The organism is Desulfobaculum senezii (assembly GCF_054657395.1).
In genome coordinates, this window is sequence record NZ_BAAHYU010000003.1 from 113,326 (window position 1) to 129,660 (window position 16,335).

Annotated in this window: 16 protein-coding genes; 14 read left to right on the forward strand and 2 right to left on the reverse strand. The window is 61.9% G+C overall.

From position 1 onward, the window contains the following. The first annotated feature begins 51 nt into the window (after nucleotides 1–51). From ACYQ2T_RS09640 to ACYQ2T_RS09680, 9 genes are all read left to right on the forward strand, one after another. Nucleotides 52–348, forward strand: coding sequence for an FmdB family zinc ribbon protein (locus tag ACYQ2T_RS09640; protein WP_404844013.1), 297 nt, complete (start codon nucleotides 52–54; stop codon nucleotides 346–348). Between the two features lie 94 nt (nucleotides 349–442). Then, on the forward strand, nucleotides 443–1,735 hold the full coding sequence (gene purB, locus ACYQ2T_RS09645) for an adenylosuccinate lyase (RefSeq protein ID WP_459900210.1): 1,293 nt from the start codon (nucleotides 443–445) through the stop codon (nucleotides 1,733–1,735). 3 nt (nucleotides 1,736–1,738) lie between these two features. Further along, nucleotides 1,739–2,299, forward strand: a complete 561-nt coding sequence (pyrE, locus tag ACYQ2T_RS09650; RefSeq protein WP_459900212.1) for an orotate phosphoribosyltransferase — start codon at nucleotides 1,739–1,741, stop codon at nucleotides 2,297–2,299. Further along, nucleotides 2,283–2,894: a hypothetical protein gene (locus tag ACYQ2T_RS09655; protein WP_459900214.1), complete on the forward strand. Its 612-nt coding sequence runs from the start codon at nucleotides 2,283–2,285 to the stop codon at nucleotides 2,892–2,894. Before pyrE ends, ACYQ2T_RS09655 begins: the two co-directional genes overlap by 17 nt. A 7-nt stretch (nucleotides 2,895–2,901) precedes the next feature. After that, entirely contained in the window at nucleotides 2,902–4,179 is a 1,278-nt protein-coding gene (locus ACYQ2T_RS09660) for a L,D-transpeptidase family protein (protein WP_459900215.1), read from the forward strand. After that, nucleotides 4,180–4,890, forward strand: a complete 711-nt coding sequence (locus tag ACYQ2T_RS09665; protein ID WP_404844008.1) for a hypothetical protein — start codon at nucleotides 4,180–4,182, stop codon at nucleotides 4,888–4,890. Then, on the forward strand, nucleotides 4,856–6,640 hold the full coding sequence (locus tag ACYQ2T_RS09670) for a M99 family carboxypeptidase catalytic domain-containing protein (protein ID WP_459900217.1): 1,785 nt from the start codon (nucleotides 4,856–4,858) through the stop codon (nucleotides 6,638–6,640). The genes ACYQ2T_RS09665 and ACYQ2T_RS09670 overlap by 35 nt, the downstream gene beginning before the upstream one ends. Beyond that, nucleotides 6,640–7,440 (forward strand): sugar phosphate isomerase/epimerase family protein, encoded by an 801-nt coding sequence (locus ACYQ2T_RS09675; RefSeq protein ID WP_459900219.1) that lies wholly within the window; start codon nucleotides 6,640–6,642, stop codon nucleotides 7,438–7,440. Before ACYQ2T_RS09670 ends, ACYQ2T_RS09675 begins: the two co-directional genes overlap by 1 nt. An 18-nt stretch (nucleotides 7,441–7,458) precedes the next feature. Beyond that, nucleotides 7,459–8,313: a histidine racemase CntK family protein gene (locus ACYQ2T_RS09680; protein WP_459900220.1), complete on the forward strand. Its 855-nt coding sequence runs from the start codon at nucleotides 7,459–7,461 to the stop codon at nucleotides 8,311–8,313. A 188-nt stretch (nucleotides 8,314–8,501) separates the two neighbouring features. Here the strand turns inward: ACYQ2T_RS09680 and ACYQ2T_RS09685 are convergent, their stop codons facing one another. Further along, complete coding sequence (locus ACYQ2T_RS09685; protein ID WP_459900222.1) at nucleotides 8,502–9,557, reverse strand: elongator complex protein 3; 1,056 nt, start codon at nucleotides 9,555–9,557, stop codon at nucleotides 8,502–8,504. A 438-nt stretch (nucleotides 9,558–9,995) separates the two neighbouring features. Between ACYQ2T_RS09685 and ACYQ2T_RS09690 the strand changes: the two genes are divergently transcribed. Continuing rightward, nucleotides 9,996–10,283, forward strand: a complete 288-nt coding sequence (locus ACYQ2T_RS09690; RefSeq protein WP_404844003.1) for an integration host factor subunit alpha — start codon at nucleotides 9,996–9,998, stop codon at nucleotides 10,281–10,283. Here the strand turns inward: ACYQ2T_RS09690 and ACYQ2T_RS09695 are convergent. Further along, the gene (locus tag ACYQ2T_RS09695; protein WP_459900223.1) at nucleotides 10,273–11,061 is read right to left on the reverse strand and encodes a septal ring lytic transglycosylase RlpA family protein; all 789 of its coding nucleotides are present in this window, start codon (nucleotides 11,059–11,061) and stop codon (nucleotides 10,273–10,275) included. The two genes, ACYQ2T_RS09690 and ACYQ2T_RS09695, sit on opposite strands and share 11 nt — an antisense overlap. Nucleotides 11,062–11,490: 429 nt before the next feature. On the opposite strand from ACYQ2T_RS09695, the gene ACYQ2T_RS09700 reads away from it, so the two are divergent. The 4 genes from ACYQ2T_RS09700 (at nucleotide 11,491) to rlmN (ending at nucleotide 16,332) form a co-directional block, all read left to right on the forward strand. Next, entirely contained in the window at nucleotides 11,491–12,417 is a 927-nt protein-coding gene (locus ACYQ2T_RS09700) for an aspartate carbamoyltransferase catalytic subunit (RefSeq protein ID WP_459900225.1), read from the forward strand. A gap of 9 nt (nucleotides 12,418–12,426) precedes the next feature. After that, nucleotides 12,427–13,701, forward strand: a complete 1,275-nt coding sequence (locus ACYQ2T_RS09705) for a dihydroorotase (protein ID WP_459900226.1) — start codon at nucleotides 12,427–12,429, stop codon at nucleotides 13,699–13,701. 82 nt (nucleotides 13,702–13,783) lie between these two features. Next, nucleotides 13,784–15,109, forward strand: a complete 1,326-nt coding sequence (locus ACYQ2T_RS09710; protein ID WP_459900227.1) for an HD domain-containing protein — start codon at nucleotides 13,784–13,786, stop codon at nucleotides 15,107–15,109. 167 nt (nucleotides 15,110–15,276) lie between these two features. Further along, nucleotides 15,277–16,332 (forward strand): dual-specificity RNA methyltransferase RlmN, encoded by a 1,056-nt coding sequence (gene rlmN / locus ACYQ2T_RS09715; protein ID WP_459900228.1) that lies wholly within the window; start codon nucleotides 15,277–15,279, stop codon nucleotides 16,330–16,332. Nucleotides 16,333–16,335: the final 3 nt, after the last annotated feature.

A 16,335-nucleotide genomic window follows, 5' to 3' on the forward strand; every position in this document is an offset into this window, starting at 1 on the left:
GCGTACTTACCGACTGGACACCATACCAGACGACCGCATGAGGTGATTTCAATGCCAATCTACGAGTATCGTTGTAACGACTGTAAACAAGTTTTCGAGGAGTGGCAGCGCAACTTCGACGACAAGGAAGTGCCCTGTCCCGTCTGCGGCGGCGCGTCGCAGCGACTCATCTCCAATACCAGCTTTGTCCTGAAGGGCAGCGGCTGGTATGTGACCGACTATTGCCAGGGCGGCAGCCACGGCAGCGCCAAATCCGACGTTGCCGGCGGTAAGGACTCTTCTTCGACTGAACCAGCCAAGAAGGACTCTGCCCCGAGCAAGGCCGAGCAATCTTCGCCGCAGGCGTAGCCGCGGCGCTAGGCAGCTATATGGCTGCCTTTTTTTTTGCGGAATTCCGGCCTCCTGCCGGTCCGACCACCATCTAACATCCGGAAATCGTGCAATGATCGAACGCTACACCCGCCCCGAGATGGGGAACCTGTGGACTCTTGAAAACAAGTTCAGGGTCTGGCTGGAAGTGGAGATTGCCGTGTGCGAGGCGTGGTGCCGCCTCGGTGTCGTCCCTGAAGAGGACATGAAGATCATCCGCGACAAGGCGGACTTTGAGCTGGACCGCATCCTCGAAATTGAGGAGCGCACCAAGCACGACGTCATCGCCTTTTTGACCGCCGTTGAGGAAAAGGTCGGCCCCTCCAGCCGCTTTATCCATCTGGGCTGCACGTCTTCGGACATTGTGGACACCGCCAATGGCGTGCTGCTGTCCCGCGCCGGTGCGATCATCGCGGGGGACATTGAGCGCCTGCTGGAGACCCTCAAGACGCTGGCCAATGACAATAAGGGCCGCCTCGCCATGGGCCGCACCCACGGCGTGCATGCCGAGCCCACCAGCTTTGGCCTCAAGATGGCGGGCTTCTACGCCGAGTTTAAGCGCCATCAGCAGCGCTTCCTTGATGCATGGAAGGGCGTGAGCGTCGGCAAGATTTCCGGCGCTGTGGGCACCTATGCCCACCTGACCCCGGAGCTGGAGCAGGTGGCCTGCGAGTTGCTGGGGCTGGATGTGGATCCCATTTCCACCCAGATTATCCAGCGCGACCGCCACGCGGCCTTCTTCACTGCCATTGCCCTGCTGGCTGGCGGCGTGGAGCGCCTGTGCGTGGAACTGCGCCACCTGCAGCGCACCGAGGTGCTGGAAGTCGAGGAAGGCTTCAGCAAGGGCCAGAAAGGCTCCTCCGCCATGCCGCATAAAAAGAACCCCATCTCTGCGGAGAACCTCACCGGTCTGTCCCGCCTGATGCGCACCAACGCCATGGCTAGCATGGAAAATATGGCCCTGTGGCACGAGCGCGACATCTCCCACTCCTCTGTGGAGCGCGTGATTATGCCGGACTCCACCATCCTCGCTAACTACGTGCTGAACCGCCTGAGCGGCCTTATCGCCAACCTTAAGGTCAACGGCCACAACATGGACCGCAATCTGCGCGCGTCCTATGGGCTGTACTTCTCGCAGCGGGTGCTCCTTGCCCTTATCGAGACCGGCCTTGAGCGCCAGAAGGCCTACGAAATGGTGCAGGGCGTGGCCATGCGCTGCTGGAACGAGCAGCTCCAGTTCCCGGAAGAGGCCCGGAAGGATGCCGAGATTTCGTCGCGCCTGAGCGCTGAAAAACTGGACGAAATCTTTGACCACGGCTATTACCTTCGTCATGAAGACCTCATTTTTAACAGGGTGTTCAAGTAAGCCATGAATGATCTGAAAAAACGACTGGCCAAAATCCTGCTGGAGAAGTCCTACATGGAGGGCGAGGTAACGCTCACCTCCGGCAAGAAGAGCGATTATTACTTCGACTGCAAGCAGACTGCATTGCATTCGGAGGGTTCATGGCTTATCGGTAAGCTGTTTTTGGAATTGCTGAAAGAGTATGATATTGATGGCGTGGGCGGCATGACACTTGGCGCGGACCCGCTTATCAGCGCGGTTACCGTTGTTTCCTATGTGGAAGGCCGTCCGCTTCCCGGCTTTATCGTCCGCAAAAAGTCCAAAGGCCACGGCACGAATCAGTACCTTGAAGGTATGGCCAACTTTGAAAAGGGCGCCAAGGTCGTCCTGCTTGAAGATGTGGTGACCACGGGTGGCACCCTTGTCAAAGCCTGCGAGCGCGTGCGCGACGCAGGGCTGGACATTGCCGGCGTCATCTGCGTGCTGGACCGAGAGGAAGGCGGCAGGGAGAACCTGAAAGAAGCCGGGTTGGAACTGACTTCCATCTTCACCCGGAGAGAACTGCTCGATGCGGGCAAGGACTAAACAGCTCCTTTTATTGATTGTCACCTGCCTGACCCTTGGCGCGTGTAGCGTCGAGGGTCGGCAGGCTGTTGACTTTCTGTGGCCGGACCTGAACGACCCCTACGTTGCCGCAACGCGGACGTGGTCGCGCTCCCAGACCTTGTACGACGGGGTGAATGCCGAGTTCACCGCCGTGGCTACCCTTGCGTCCAGCGATTGGCGCGAGGCCTACGCCCAGCGCTATGGCGAGGTCTATGGTCTGACTCCACAGGAGCAGCAGGACTTTCTGGACGACCAGATGCGTGCCCATGAGCGCGAAACAACGTTCATTGTGGCCGTCTCTGGCGCGAAGCGCGAACTGACGCGCCTTGCGCCGCGGCTGAAGACGTGGCGCATTACCGTGCAAAATGACGGCAGAACCGTTCTGCCACAGGAAGTACGCCCCCTGCAGGAAGAGGAGTGGTCCTCCGAGCGGCTGGCGGCATTCTTCCCCCATCACACTCGTTGGCAGAAGTATTATTTTATCCGCTTCGAGCCCCTGTCAGCGGGCCCGGTGCGCCTTATGGTCTCGGGTCCGGCCGGCCGGGTGGCGTTCGACTGGCAGAACTACAAGTAGAGACCTAGTGAACCGACGCATCAGCATCATCACACTCGCGACCATCCTGTGCATGGTTGGTACGTCCTGGGCCTCCGGGTGGAACGCCACTCTGGATAGTCATCCCAATTTGCCCCAGAAGTTTTTGGCCATCGACAAGACGGCGCAGAAATTCTTTGTGTATACGCAGCACAGCCCGCTGCGGCAGGTGCGCAACCTGCCGTGCACCACGGGCCAGCGCAAAGGGGACAAACTGCGTCAGGGCGACCTGCGCACCCCGGAGGGCATCTATTTCGTGGAGCGCCACCTGCAAGGTGGCCTGAACTACGAATTGTACGGGGACCAAGCGTTTACGCTCAATTTCCCGAACCCTGTGGATAAGCTCAAGGGCAAAACGGGCTATGGCATTTGGATCCATGGACGCGGCAAGCCGCTGACCCCGCGCGACACGCAGGGCTGTGTGGCCCTGTCCGACTCGGACCTGCACACCGTGCAGGACGAGATTGCGCCGGGGCTGCCTGTGGCCATCACCACCACCATGCGCGTGAGCGAGGGCATGCCCACCACGCCGTCCGAAATGGATCAGACCATTGACGCCCTTGTGGGCAAGGTGCGGGGCTGGGCGCATGCGTGGGAGACGAAGTCCGACGCCTTTTTCGCGTTCTATCACCCGGAGCGCTTTACGAGGTCGCAGGGCAAGAACTTTGCCGCCTTCAAAAGCCGCAAGGAGCGCCTGTTTGCCACCTATCCGTGGATTCGGGTGATGGTGGACGACATCCGCGTGCTGCCCGGACCGGACTACTGGGTGACCTATTTCCGCCAGTATTACCGTACGCCCACCGTGGTGACGGAGGGCATAAAGCGCCTGTACTGGCAGTATGACGAGGCTGGTGACCTGCGCATTGTGGGCCGCGAATGGCTCCGCACGCCCACCACCCTCAACGACGCTTACCTTGCCGACTCCCGCAAGGCGGTGGAGCCCCTTGTGGACGCATGGCGGGCCGCGTGGGAAAAGGGCGATCTTGACGCCTACCGCGCGTTCTACGACGAAGACGCCACGCAGGACGGCCGCGCCGGTCTGCGCGCCATTGTCCAGCACAAGAAGGACGTCTGGTCCCGCTCCGCGCCCGAGCGCGTTGCGCTGGAGGATGTCCGCTACGCCATCGCCGCGGACGGCATTGCCGTCACCTTCCGTCAGGATTACGCCGCCACCAGCGGCTACAGCGACTATGGCCGCAAGACCCTCGTCTTTGCCCCCTTTGCTGGCGGTTGGAAGATTGTCCGTGAAGACTGGAGACATCTGTAAATGAGCAACGCCAAGTACAATGTGCTGATGATGCGGGACAACAGTCCCGTGCGGCGCTATCGCCTGAGTCCGCTGTGGCTGAAGACCTTTGTCTATCTGCTGCTCATATTGTGCGTGGTGGCCGCGGCTGGCGGCTGGGCCGGATTCACCTTCTGGACCGAGAATGCCGACCTTAAGGAGCAGCTGGCCTCCACCCAGCGCGAACTGCGCGACGCACGCATTGAACTGGAGCGGCTGCAGAACATCGACAGCATCCTCAAGTCCAACGATCCCGAAGAGTTGCAGGCGCTGCTGGGCACGGTGTCTTCCGGCGAAAAAACGCCGCCCAAGCCTGCCAAGCCCCCGGTTGACCTGCGCCGACTCTTTAAGCGAGTGGACCTGCAGCAGGTGGGCGTGGACAACCTGCAGGCCAAGGTTGCCGGAAGCAAAATCAGGATTTCCTTCAACCTGAACAACCTCATATCCTCCGGGTCCATTTCGGGCGTGGTGGGGGTGTCGCTGCTGACCACGGACGGCAACGAACTGCGCCCCAAGGTGAATAAGGACGATCTGGAATTCCAGATTCAGCGGTTTAAGAAAATTCAGACCGCCTTTAACATTCCGGGCAAGACCTCGATGGCAAAGGTGTTCGGCATTCGCCTGAGCATCAAGAATTCGTCGGGGCAGACGCTGTTCAGTGAGACGTATCCGCTGTCGTACATTCGTTCTTAGTCTGCTGCTTGTTGTGGTGTGCGCCGCGCTGGCGCATGCCGAGTCGCATACTTTTTTTAGCGGGACGCAGTACCCGCTGACCGTGCACATCCTGCGCGGCAAGGCCCCCGGCCCCACGGTGATGGTGCAGGGCGGCATTCAGGGCGACGAAGCCGCGGGCTATCTAACCGCGCAAATCCTGACCCGCGCCAAGGTTGATAACGGCACGCTGCTCATTGTGCCCCGGGCCAACGTGCCCACGGTGCACGTGCGCAAACGTCAAATCAACGTGGACCTGAACCGGCGCTTCGACAAAGACTACAACACCTTCTACGAAGACCGCCTCGCGCGGGTTATCCGCTATCTGCTCTCGCGCTCTGACGCGCTGATTCACCTGCACGAAGGGTCGGGATTCTACCGCCCCACCTACGAAGACGTCCTGCGCAATCCCAAGCGCTACGGGCAGTCCATCATCATCGACACCCCGGTGTTTCAGAACCGCATCAATCTTGCCAAGGTAGCCAATACCGTTCTGACGGAACTCAACGCCACCATCGTGCCGGATTACCGCTTTACGCTGTTCAACACGAACACCTTCGCCAACAACACCACCCACCCGGAGCAGCGCAAGTCGCTGACCTACCACGCCCTCAAGGACGTGGGCATCCCTGCGCTGGCCATTGAGGTCAGCAAGGACATCATTCAGGTGGGGTGGAAGGTTATCCAACAGCTTCGGGCCACGTCGCTGGTGCTGGAGCAGTATGGCGTGCACATGACCCTGCCGCGCGTCACCGAAGCGGAAATTGACCGCTACGCGCGCAAAGCGGGGCTTGTGAAGGTCAACGGCCGCAAGGTCGTGCCCGGCCGCACCCTGACGCTGACGGTGCCGCAGGGCTCGCGCATTGAGGCCGAACCGGCCCCGGCGGACGACAACCCCGAGTGGGAGCCCGCTCCGGCGGTGTTTGCCTCGGACCGTCCGGGCGTGAACATCCTTGAGACCCCGCGCCTTGCGTTGACCCCTATTTCCTCGCTGGATGTGCGCGCCGACGGCAAGCGCCTGAGTGAGGTCACGGTGGCGTGCCCGGATGCCGCCGCCATTGCCGGGCGCGGCGCGCCTCCGCGCCCGGGACGGACGCTGTTTGTGTGCTGGCTGAATAAGAAGCTGCACTTTGTTCCGGCGGGCGAAACGCTGGAGACGGTGGACGGGGACCAGTTTGTCATTGAAGGCGTGTGGGACGGCGTGCGTCCGCCCAAGGAAGAGGTGCTCAATTTCAAGGGCTATGTCTCCCAGCGCGGCTACAACAGCGGGCAGGATATGGGGCAGGAAATCATCCTCGACCCGGACATTTTTCTTGGCCGCTTTGTGGAGCATGCAGACGGCCTGACGCGTTGCCGCGTGGTGCGCGAGACCGAAGGCAAAAAGCGGACGGAATTTTACCTGAATATCCGCCCCCGGCGCATCAACGCCGTGGTCTTGCGCGGGAACGATGGCCGCAGGCATCTGGTGCCGTGGCACCCCGGCAACCTGATGCGCCTTCCCGCAGGCAATTACGAGCTCACGGACATCTGGAGCAATGGCAAGCGCGACAAGCTCGTCGCCACCGTGGATGAGGAGCGCGTGCCGTGGAATGGCCGCGTGTCCCTTGTACGCGGGCAGAGCCTGACCCTGACCTTGCGGCAGGCCACCACCTTCCGCGAGGTGGGGCACATGACCTTGCTTGGGGATGTGCCGTCCCTGCAGGCCGTGAACCTTTTGGGAGCCATGCCGTAATGCCGTTTTACGTCAATTTGCCCCTGTCCTATGCGGCGGCGGATGAGCGGTATGTGGCCTTGTTCTTGGACAAGGGCCTGCATCCGGAGCTGGGCATTGACGCGGTGGCCATTGAAACGCTGCCCATGTCGTGGCACAGGCAGACCGCCGCGCGCCTGCGCGATGCCGGGTTGACCTGCGGCGTGCACCTGCCGTTTCATGATTTGCATCCCGGCAGTCCGGACGCGCTTATTGCCGGGGCCACGCGCACGCGCCTTGCGCAGGCGCTGGAGATTGCCGCCCTGTATGCTCCCCGGCATATGGTGGGGCATGCCATGTACTCCACGCGGCTCTACAACGGGCTATACGAGGCATGGCTGGAGCACTCTGTGGAGACGTGGCGGACGACCCTCGCCACATGGCCGGAGCATCCCACGTTGTGCCTTGAGAATGTTTTTGAAAGCGCTCCGGACACCCTTGCCGCCCTTGTTCGCGCCATAGACCACCCCAAAGTGGGCGTGTGCTTCGATGTTGGGCACTGGCACAGCTTTGGCGGCGGCGCGGCGCAGGATGACCTTGAACACTGGCTGGACGTTTTGGGGCCGCATATCCGTCACATGCACCTGCACGACAACGACGGTTCCGGCGACCAGCACAGTGGCATCGGGCGCGGAAAGATTCCTTTTGACCGGCTGTTTGCCGCGCTGGAGCGGCAGGACCTGCGCCCTGGCGTGACCTTTGAACCCCACACGGAAGCCGCCCTTGCCGACGCGTTGGCCTGCCTTGCCGCGCAGCCCGGCTGGTTCTCACGGCTTCTGTAAACCCCGCCACATGCCGCCATGACCGCATCTTCGTACCGCTTCGTCAAAGTCAGTCCCGGTGGCAACACCACCATTCTTCTCCTCGACCCGCCCGAGATGACCGCGCGTGAGCGCGCGGAGCTTGCCGCGCGCCTTATGGACCCGCTTCATCTGGGTGCGGAGCAGGTGGGCTATTTGTCCTGCGGCAGTGAGCCGCATCTTGAGATGATGGGCGGCGAATTTTGCGGCAACGCCGCGCGCAGCGCGGCCTATCTGCTGGTGCGGCAGGGCCACCCGGCCTTTAGCGTCCATGCGGACGAGGCTACGGGCACCCTTGGCGTGTCCGGCGTGGACGCGCCCCTTGAGGTGCGCGTGGATACGGCGCTGGGCACGGCGGCGGTGGAGATGCCCCTTGAGGGCATAAGCGATTGCCTGCACAGCCACGCCGAGGGCTGCGCCGTGGTGCATCTGGATGGCATTTCCCATGTGCTTCTTGACGCGGCGGTGCACCCCTTTCCCGAGGACCCGGTGGCGGCGTGCGCGTCCTACCGCGAGGCCCTAGGGCTGGACGGTCCGGCGGTGGGGTGCGTGTGGTATTCAGCGGTGGAGGACGACTACGCCATTACCCCCGTGGTCTGGGTGCGCGAGACGGCAACAACGCACGTGGAAACCGCGTGCGGATCGGGCACGGTGGCGCTGGCTCTGCTTATGGCGCGTGAGCGCGGCGCGTCCCAGCTGCGGGCGCGTCAGCCCAGCGGCAGCACCATCACGGCCATGGTCCTGCTGGACGGACAGGGCGCGCCAAGTCTGGCGTGGATTGATGGCCCTGTGCGCATTGTGGCCGAGGGCGTGACCCATCTGGAGGCGCCCACAGGCACGCGGCGCAGAAGCTGACGCAAAGCGCTCCCCGAGGGCGTATTTGAGCACATTGACCTGCCGCGTAGAGAAAACGCGCTTTGTCAGGCGGACTTCGTTCCTGCGCCGCGCGTGTCTCTTGTGATTGGAAAGCCGCGTCCAGCAGAGAAGGGCGACAACGATTTGTGATGAGCCCCCGTTCACCCAGAGTGGACGGGGGCTGTTTCTTATGCGGCGGGGGAGGTGGCAGACGAAAGGCAGAAGGTGTCGCCCCCGTGGAAGGTGATGGCCGCGCGCGGCAAGCCTATGGCGGCGTAGCGCTCCGTCATGCGGCCCTTGTGTCCAAGAAGGTCGCTACGGAAGCGCTCCGGGCACGTGAGGCGGTTTGGCGGGGGCGTCATGGCCGCTACGCGGGCGGCAATGGCGTGAAAGAGCGCCTCGGAGCGCACCAGTTGCCCCATGGCCGGGTGCCATGGCCCGTCAAGGATGGCGGAATGCAGGTCGTGCTCGGGCGCAAGGCCGATGCGGATAACATGCACGCCGTGCTCCCACAGCCGCAGCAGGCCCGCGCCAAGGGCGGCGACAGTGGTCTCCAGCGGCCACGGCGCGTAGCCCCCGTCACGCCACGTGGCGGCAAGGGGCGTATCCCGCAGCACAACGCACGGGTACAGCCGCGCCACTTCCGGGCGCAGGGCGCAGGCCGCGTCAATGTCGCGGGCAAAGGCGTCCGGCGTGTTGCCCGGCAGGCCGGGCATAAGCTGTACGCCAAGGGCGAGCCCGGCGTCTGTGACCATGCGGCAGGCGCTTTGGGCCACCTGCGGGGTGTACCCGCGCTGTGAGGCGGCTAGGGAGGCGGCGTCAAAGCTCTGGATGCCAAGCTCCACCATGTCCAGCCCTAGGCCCTTGAGCCGGGCGAGCATGGACTTCGTGATGCAGTCCGGGCGGGTGGAGCAGCGCACGCGCGTAATCAGCCCGGCGTCTCGGAACTCCCGCGCAAGGCCAAGAAAGCGCTCAGGCCATGGCTCCGGCAGGGCAGTGAAAGTGCCGCCGAAGAACGCCAGTTCCAGAGATTTTGTCTTTTTTTTCAATGCCCGGTTGAGTCCAGCCGCGAGATTGTCGTATAGTGTGTGTAGTGGACTCTGCGCCTGGCCCGTCAGGGTGTTTTGCGCGCAGTAGGTGCAGCGGAACGGACATCCGGCAAAGGGCAGGAATACTGGCCAAATTCTGGTCCGGGAGGCCTGCGGAGCCGGGTGACTGAAGGGTGGCGCTGTTCTGTGTGACATAAAGGGGCAGTCCAGCAAAAATACTTGATATAATCAAAAAGGTTATGTAAAAATTGTATTACGCTCGACGCGTATTCTCCACGACTTCTCACGAGGCACCGCCCTGCGGGGCCTCAGCCTGAAATTCATGCTGCACTCGAGCTTAAATCGAAAATGGACAGTACAGTGAGCACCGGCAACCCGTGGACGCACCGCCAAGGTGCAGTGGGGTAAACGCCAAAGGTTCTGCTTGTCCCCCCGGCTTCTTGAACTCTCGGCCCGTACGCAATCGTCCGGCGGCCGCCAAGAGGAACGGGCAGACCACGAAGGCGCCACCGTACCCGACGCCGGGTACCATCCACGCTGCTCACGCCACTATTGTACTCTGTTGCGATTATCCGGCCGTTCCGGATGATTCATACACAACGATCAAAAACCGGGGGAACTGAGGAGGACCACATGGGCAAGACGCTGACCAAAGCCGACATCGTCGACAGCATTTACGAGAAGGTCGACAGAAACAGAGCGGAAGTCAAAGGCCACGTCGAATCCCTGCTGGAGATCATGAAGCAGGCCGTCAAACGTGACCATTCGCTGCTTATCAGCGGATTTGGCAAGTTCGAGGCCTACGACAAGAAGGCCCGCAAGGGCCGTAATCCGCAGACGGACGAGACCATTGTTCTGCCGCCGCGCAAGGTCGTGGTGTTCAGGCTTTCCCGGAAGTTTCGCGCTGAGCTTAATCCGTAAGCACAAAGCTCCCGGGATACCGGCTTTTTAGGCGGGCATGGGCGAGTTTCGCCTTGTCCATGCCCGCAAACACGCCTGCCTGTACGCGCCAGTACGTCTGGCCGCCTATCTCGGCGCGCTGGATGCGGCTTTGCGTGTAGCCCCTGTCTTTGAGGGCCGCGCGCAGGCGCTCCGCGTTGCTGCGTACCGTAAACGACCCCACCTGAATGTAATAGCGCCCCGTCGCCACCGAGCGTGAGACGGAAATGGTGCTGTCTCCTGCCATGCCTATGGCTTCCAGAACAACCGGAGCCGTGCCCGGCTTCACCACCCCAAGGCGCCTTGCCCCTGTGTAGGACAGGTCCACAATGCGGTTCTGGACGAACGGTCCCCGATCGTTCACGCGGAACACCGCGCTCTTGCCGTTATCCTTGTTCGTCACCCGTACCACGGTGTTCATGGGCAGAATCTTGTGCGCGCAGGTCATGTCATACATGTTGTAGCGTTCGCCGTTGGACGTCTTTCTGCCGTGAAATTTTTTGCCGTACCACGAGGCAAGCCCCTCTTGGCGGAAGCCGTCGGCCTTGGCCAGCGGATGGTAGCGCTTGCCCGCCACAATGTAGGGACGGAAGGTGCCCTTGGGGGATGGTCCGGCCTTGTGCCCGTGCGAGGCTGAGCTCTGCCGTTCGGTGCGGGGCAGGGGAGAGGCGTCAGGAAGGCGGCTCTTGCCGCAGGCGGTGAGCACAAGGGCGCACATCGCAGCGGCGATGCAGGGCAGAACAAGACGGCGAAGGGACATGGGCGCTCCGTATGGGGTCAGGTGTGGCTATCCAGTGGACCTCATACCCGAAGACCCGCCGGGTTCGCAACGTCTTCCGGCGCTTCTGTGTCGGTGGCGCGTGGCTTGGCCTTCATATGTTCCAAATGTTCCTTTTGTAGCTATCTATCCAAAATAAAGAGCAAAGTTCTGAACATTGTGCCGCGCATCGCGTTCTGCGGCCGCCCGGCGCGAGGGCACACAGACGGCGCGGCGCGCCCTTTGGTGTGGCAGAGGAAAAAGCGCCGCGTTTTGGGCGTGTTTGGCTGCGATCTGCATTCGCGTGCGGTTTTGGCGCGGCTTTTTCTTGAAACCGGAGCCCAGTCGAGGTAGAGGATACTCCCGGACGGATGACCTAATGATTTCTGACCGGGACGGCATCCCGGTCCTCACCATAATGCGAGGGACCTGATGAAGTGGCCATATAAAGACCTGCTCGATGTCGACATACTCTCCGTGGACGAGGCGAACCGAATATTTGACGCCGCCGAATCCTTTATGGAGATCAATACCCGTTCCGTTAAGAAAGTCCCCACGCTCAAAGGCAAGAGCGTGGTTCTTTTTTTTGCGGAACCGTCCACACGGACCAAGACGTCCTTTGACGTGGCCGGAAAGCGCCTTTCGGCGGATACGTTCTCCCTTGCCAAAAGCTCCAGCAGCCTGACCAAGGGCGAAACCCTCAAGGATACCGTCCTCACCCTCCAGTCCATGAATCCCGACGCCATCGTCCTGCGCGATTCGCGCAGCGGCGCGGCAAAATTCATCGCCGAGCGCCTCAATTGCGCGGTGGTCAACGCCGGTGACGGCTGGCATGCCCACCCCACACAGGCGCTTTTGGACGCCTTCACTCTGCGCCGCGCATGGAATGGCGAGTTCGAGGGCAAGACCCTGCTCATCCTTGGCGACATCACCCACAGCCGGGTGGCGCGCTCCAATGTGCACCTGCTCACCACGCTGGGCGTCAAGGTGCGCGTGTGCGGCCCCAGAACGCTTCTGCCACCGCGCATGGAAACGTGGCCCGTCGAGGTCTACACCAATCTGGACGAGGCCGTGACCGGTGTGGACGCCGTGATGTGCCTGCGCCTGCAGTTGGAGCGCCAGCAGGACGGCCTGCTGCCGGACCTGCGCGAATACGCCCGCACCTACGGCCTTGGCATGCGGCATGTGGAACTGATGAAGCCCCACGCGAAGATTCTGCATCCCGGCCCCATCAACCGGGGCATGGAGCTGTCTTCCGAGATTGCGGATATGGCCGACAGTCTCATCCTCGATCAGGTGGCGTCCGGCGTTGCCATCCGCATGGCCGTGCTCTTTCTCCTCATAACCCGCAAAGACTAGGGGGCCAGCGTGTCCAAACCCGATACAGTTATTCAGAACGCCACATGGCGCGGCGAATCTCACGATCTGCTTCTCTCCGGCGGCGTTGTGCTGGAGCTTCGGCCTTCGGCTGGCGGGCAGGAGTATGCGGACGCAGAGATTGTCGACGCCAAAGGTATGCAGCTTTTGCCCGCTCTTATCGACGTGCACACCCATCTGCGCGAGCCGGGCTTTGAGTGGAAGGAAACCGTCGCCACCGGCCTGACCGCAGCGGCTCACGGCGGTTTTGGCACCGTGATGTGCATGGCGAACACCGACCCCGTCAACGACTGCGCCGCCGTCACCGAGCAGATGCTGGACAAGGCCCGCGCGGCGTTTCCGCAGGGTGGCCCGCGTCTGTTTCCCATCGGGGCCCTGACCATGGGCCTGAAGGGCCGCGAGCTTGCGCCCATGGGCGAGCTGAGGGACGCAGGGTGCCGCGCCGTCTCCAACGATGGCCTGCCCGTGGAGAACAGCGAGCTGTTCCGCCGCGCCGTGGAGTATGCCTCGGACTTTGGCCTCACCGTCATTGACCACTGCGAAGACCCGCACATGGCCCTTGGCACCGGCATCAACGAGGGCGTCATGAGTGCGCGCCTTGGCCTCAAGGGCCAGCCCACCGTGGCCGAGAGTCTGCAAGTGGCGCGCGATATTCTGCTGGCCGAGTATCTGAATCTGCCCATCCACATCGCCCACGTCAGCTGCCGCGAGTCCGTGGAGCTGGTCCGCGCGGCCAAGGAGCGCGGCGTGCCCGTCACTGCCGAGACCTGCCCGCACTATTTGATGTTTACCGAGGAGGCCGTGGAGGGCTACGACACCGCCGCCAAGGTGAATCCGCCCCTGCGGCCTGCCGAGCATGTGGAGGTGATGCGTCAGGCGCTGCGCGATGGCGTCATTGACATGCTCGCCACCGACCACGCCCCCCACGCCACCCATGAAAAGGAAGAACCGTTCTCGCAGGCTCCCAACGGCATCTCCGGCTTTGACACCGCGCTGAGCGCCACTATGCAGCTTGTGGATAAGGGCATCCTTGAGATGGACCACCTCATCCGCGCGTGGACCACGGCCCCGGCCAAGGCCTTTGGCCTGCCCGTCAACACCTTTGCCCCCGGCGATCCCGCGGACTTCGTCCTGTACGACCGTGAGGAATTCTGGGTGGTTTCGCCGGGGTCCATGCACTCCAAGGGCAAGAATACCCCCCTGTCCGGCCAAACAATGCTCGGCAGAACCGCCGCTCTGTACGTTGAAGGACGCCGTGTCGTTTGACGTTCCTGCAGGAGCTTCATATAGTTCCTTCCTTCACACGGATTTGAACCGGCCCGAGTGCATTAGCTAAACGGAGAGATAAATGAGCGACCCGTACAAGGACGCAGTTGGAATCTGCAAGACCATCATGCGAAACGGCTATGACGCCTACGTCGTCAATGCGCGCCTTCAGCGTGAGATCATGCGGGACAGCACCGATATTGAACTGGACATCATGACGGATATCGACTTCCGGGGCCTCGACAAGTTGTTCCCGGAAATCGAGCACACCAACGAGCCCAAAGTCGTTGCCGCGCTTCGTGAAGAGGGTATCCTCTTCCGTTTCTACCCCATCGAGGCCAAGGACGGCGCGTATCCCGAAGACTGCGTGGCGCGGATGACGCCCCGTCTGCTCAAGCATCTGGAGCAGACCAACGAGCTTCCCGCCAGCCTTGCCTGCCCCTACCTGCCGGAGGAGCAGGAAGACTCGTTCATGGGCTTCAAGGACTTCGAAAGCGGCGAAGTGTGCCTGAGCGGTTTCGCCGACGATACCCTCAAGCGCGACTATCTGCGCGGCGTGCGCGCCCTGCGGTTTGCCGCCAACTACCACCTGCCCATTGAAAAGAACACGTGGCTGGCCATCATCCGTGGCGTGCGCCGTATTCTGGACTATGTGTCCGTGTCCGACATCATGGACGAGTGGCGCAAGGTGGAAGCCGAGAACATGCACCTCTTCGTGCGCCTGCTCTTCGACTGCCAGCTGCTGCATGGCCTCATCCCCGAGGTTGCCGCGCTCTCCCGCGTCTCGCACATGGTGCAGGACGAAGAGGAAAGCGTGTTCGACCACGTGCTCAAGGTCATGAAGTACTACCCCGAGGAAAACGCCTACGACTGGAAGGGCACCCTCGCCTGCATGTTCCACGACGTGGGCAAGCTCTACACCGGTGAATACTTCGCCGGAAAGTGGCACTTCTTCCAGCACCACCGCGTTGGCGCACAGGTCACCAGAAAGATTCTGAACCGCCTGCGCTTCGACGCCGAGGACATTGACCTCATCTGCAACCTTGTGCGCTACCACAAGCGCTTCAGCTTCATGCTGACGGACAAGGGTATCCGCCGCTTTATGGTTCTTCCCGATCACAAGCGCATCATCGAGATGGAGCGCGCCGCCGTGAAGGCCAGAGAAGGCAACTACACCGAGTTCAACCACAACATGAAGATGATGGAGCGGACCGAAACGCCCGAGGAGATGCTGGAGCCCCTCCTCAACGGCAACGAAATTATGGACTTCACCGGCATGCAGCCCGGCCCCAGCGTCGGCCTCATCCGCGATGCGCTGCTGCAGGCGCAGGTGGCCGGAGACGTCACCTCCGTGCCCGACGCCGTGGAGTTCGTCATCCGCTACAAGGAACGCGAGAACCTCTCCTAGCACAATCATACCGCCCGGGGCCGCGCGCCCCGGGCTACCATACAGCATGAGAACAGCACGGTGCGGGTGGTGTCAGCCCGCACCGTCCTCTCGTCTCTGCCGCCACAGGGCGCAGGACCGGGAACACCACGCGCCGCAGGCCGTGCGCCATGGATAAAGAAGACAGAATGAACACAAAGACGAACCTGCTCGACCTCACCTTTGAGGAACTGCAATCGTTCCTGCAACAGCTTGGCGAATCCCGCTTTCGGGCCGCTCAGGTGTTCCAGTGGCTTTGGCAGAAGCGTGCCCGCAACTTTGCGGAGATGACCAACCTTTCCAAAGCCCTGCGCCAAAAGTTGGCCGAGTGCGCGGACGTGGTGTACCCCGAACGCGAAAAGACCGCCGTCAGCAAAGACGGCACCGTAAAATTTCTGCTCCGCCTCGCCGATGGCGAACTCATAGAAACCGTCATCATCCCCGAGGAAGGACACACCACCCAGTGTCTTTCCAGCCAAGTGGGCTGCCCCATGGCCTGCACCTTTTGCAGCACCGGGCAGATGGGCTTTACCCGCAACATGACCATGGGCGAAATTCTCGCTCAGGTGCTCGTTGCGCAGGACTACATAGCGGAGCACGAAGACGAAATCGCCCCCGTGCGCAATATCGTCTTCATGGGCATGGGAGACCCCCTGCTCAACGTGCAGGAGGTGCTCTCCAGCCTCACAATCATGACTGATGCAAACGGTCTTGGCTTCTCGCGACGCCGCATCACCGTTTCAAGTGTTGGAATCCTTAAAGGACTGGAGGTGCTCGGGGATTGTGAGCTGGCACAGCTCGCCATCTCCCTGCATGCGCCGACGCAGGAGCTTCGGGAAAAGCTGCTCCCCAAGGCGGCCAAGGCTCTTCCGCTGGATGAGCTTATGGCAACGCTGGACGCCTATCCCCTGAAGCCCCGTGAACGCGTCACCTACGAATACATTCTGCTGCGCGGCGTGAACGACAGGCCGGAGCACGCGCGGCAGCTGGCCAAACTGCTGGGAGCACGCAAGGCGAAGGTGAACCTTATCGCCTACAACGCCGCCCCCGGCGCGCCCTTCGAGGCGCCAGACCACGACGACGTGCTCGCCTTCGAGAAAGTCCTTTGGGACAAAGGCATCGTCGCCATCCTGCGCAAAAGCAAAGGGCAGGATATTGCGGCGGCGTGCGGTCAGCTCAAGGCAAAGCACAACACCCAGTCATAAAAA

Excerpts from the sequence above, each read along its gene's own strand:
- ACYQ2T_RS09640 (WP_404844013.1), top strand. The coding sequence starts at position 52 with ATGCCAATCTACGAGTATCGTTGTAACGACTGTAAACAAGTTTTCGAG.
- ACYQ2T_RS09685 (WP_459900222.1), bottom strand. The coding sequence starts at position 9,557 with ATGTCACACAGAACAGCGCCACCCTTCAGTCACCCGGCTCCGCAGGCC.
- ACYQ2T_RS09665 (WP_404844008.1), top strand. The coding sequence starts at position 4,180 with ATGAGCAACGCCAAGTACAATGTGCTGATGATGCGGGACAACAGTCCC.
- ACYQ2T_RS09700 (WP_459900225.1), top strand. The coding sequence starts at position 11,491 with ATGAAGTGGCCATATAAAGACCTGCTCGATGTCGACATACTCTCCGTG.
- purB (WP_459900210.1), top strand. The coding sequence starts at position 443 with ATGATCGAACGCTACACCCGCCCCGAGATGGGGAACCTGTGGACTCTT.
- ACYQ2T_RS09695 (WP_459900223.1), bottom strand. The coding sequence starts at position 11,061 with ATGTCCCTTCGCCGTCTTGTTCTGCCCTGCATCGCCGCTGCGATGTGC.
- ACYQ2T_RS09655 (WP_459900214.1), top strand. The coding sequence starts at position 2,283 with ATGCGGGCAAGGACTAAACAGCTCCTTTTATTGATTGTCACCTGCCTG.
- ACYQ2T_RS09675 (WP_459900219.1), top strand. The coding sequence starts at position 6,640 with ATGCCGTTTTACGTCAATTTGCCCCTGTCCTATGCGGCGGCGGATGAG.
- pyrE (WP_459900212.1), top strand. The coding sequence starts at position 1,739 with ATGAATGATCTGAAAAAACGACTGGCCAAAATCCTGCTGGAGAAGTCC.
- ACYQ2T_RS09690 (WP_404844003.1), top strand. The coding sequence starts at position 9,996 with ATGGGCAAGACGCTGACCAAAGCCGACATCGTCGACAGCATTTACGAG.
- rlmN (WP_459900228.1), top strand. The coding sequence starts at position 15,277 with ATGAACACAAAGACGAACCTGCTCGACCTCACCTTTGAGGAACTGCAA.
- ACYQ2T_RS09680 (WP_459900220.1), top strand. The coding sequence starts at position 7,459 with ATGACCGCATCTTCGTACCGCTTCGTCAAAGTCAGTCCCGGTGGCAAC.
- ACYQ2T_RS09710 (WP_459900227.1), top strand. The coding sequence starts at position 13,784 with ATGAGCGACCCGTACAAGGACGCAGTTGGAATCTGCAAGACCATCATG.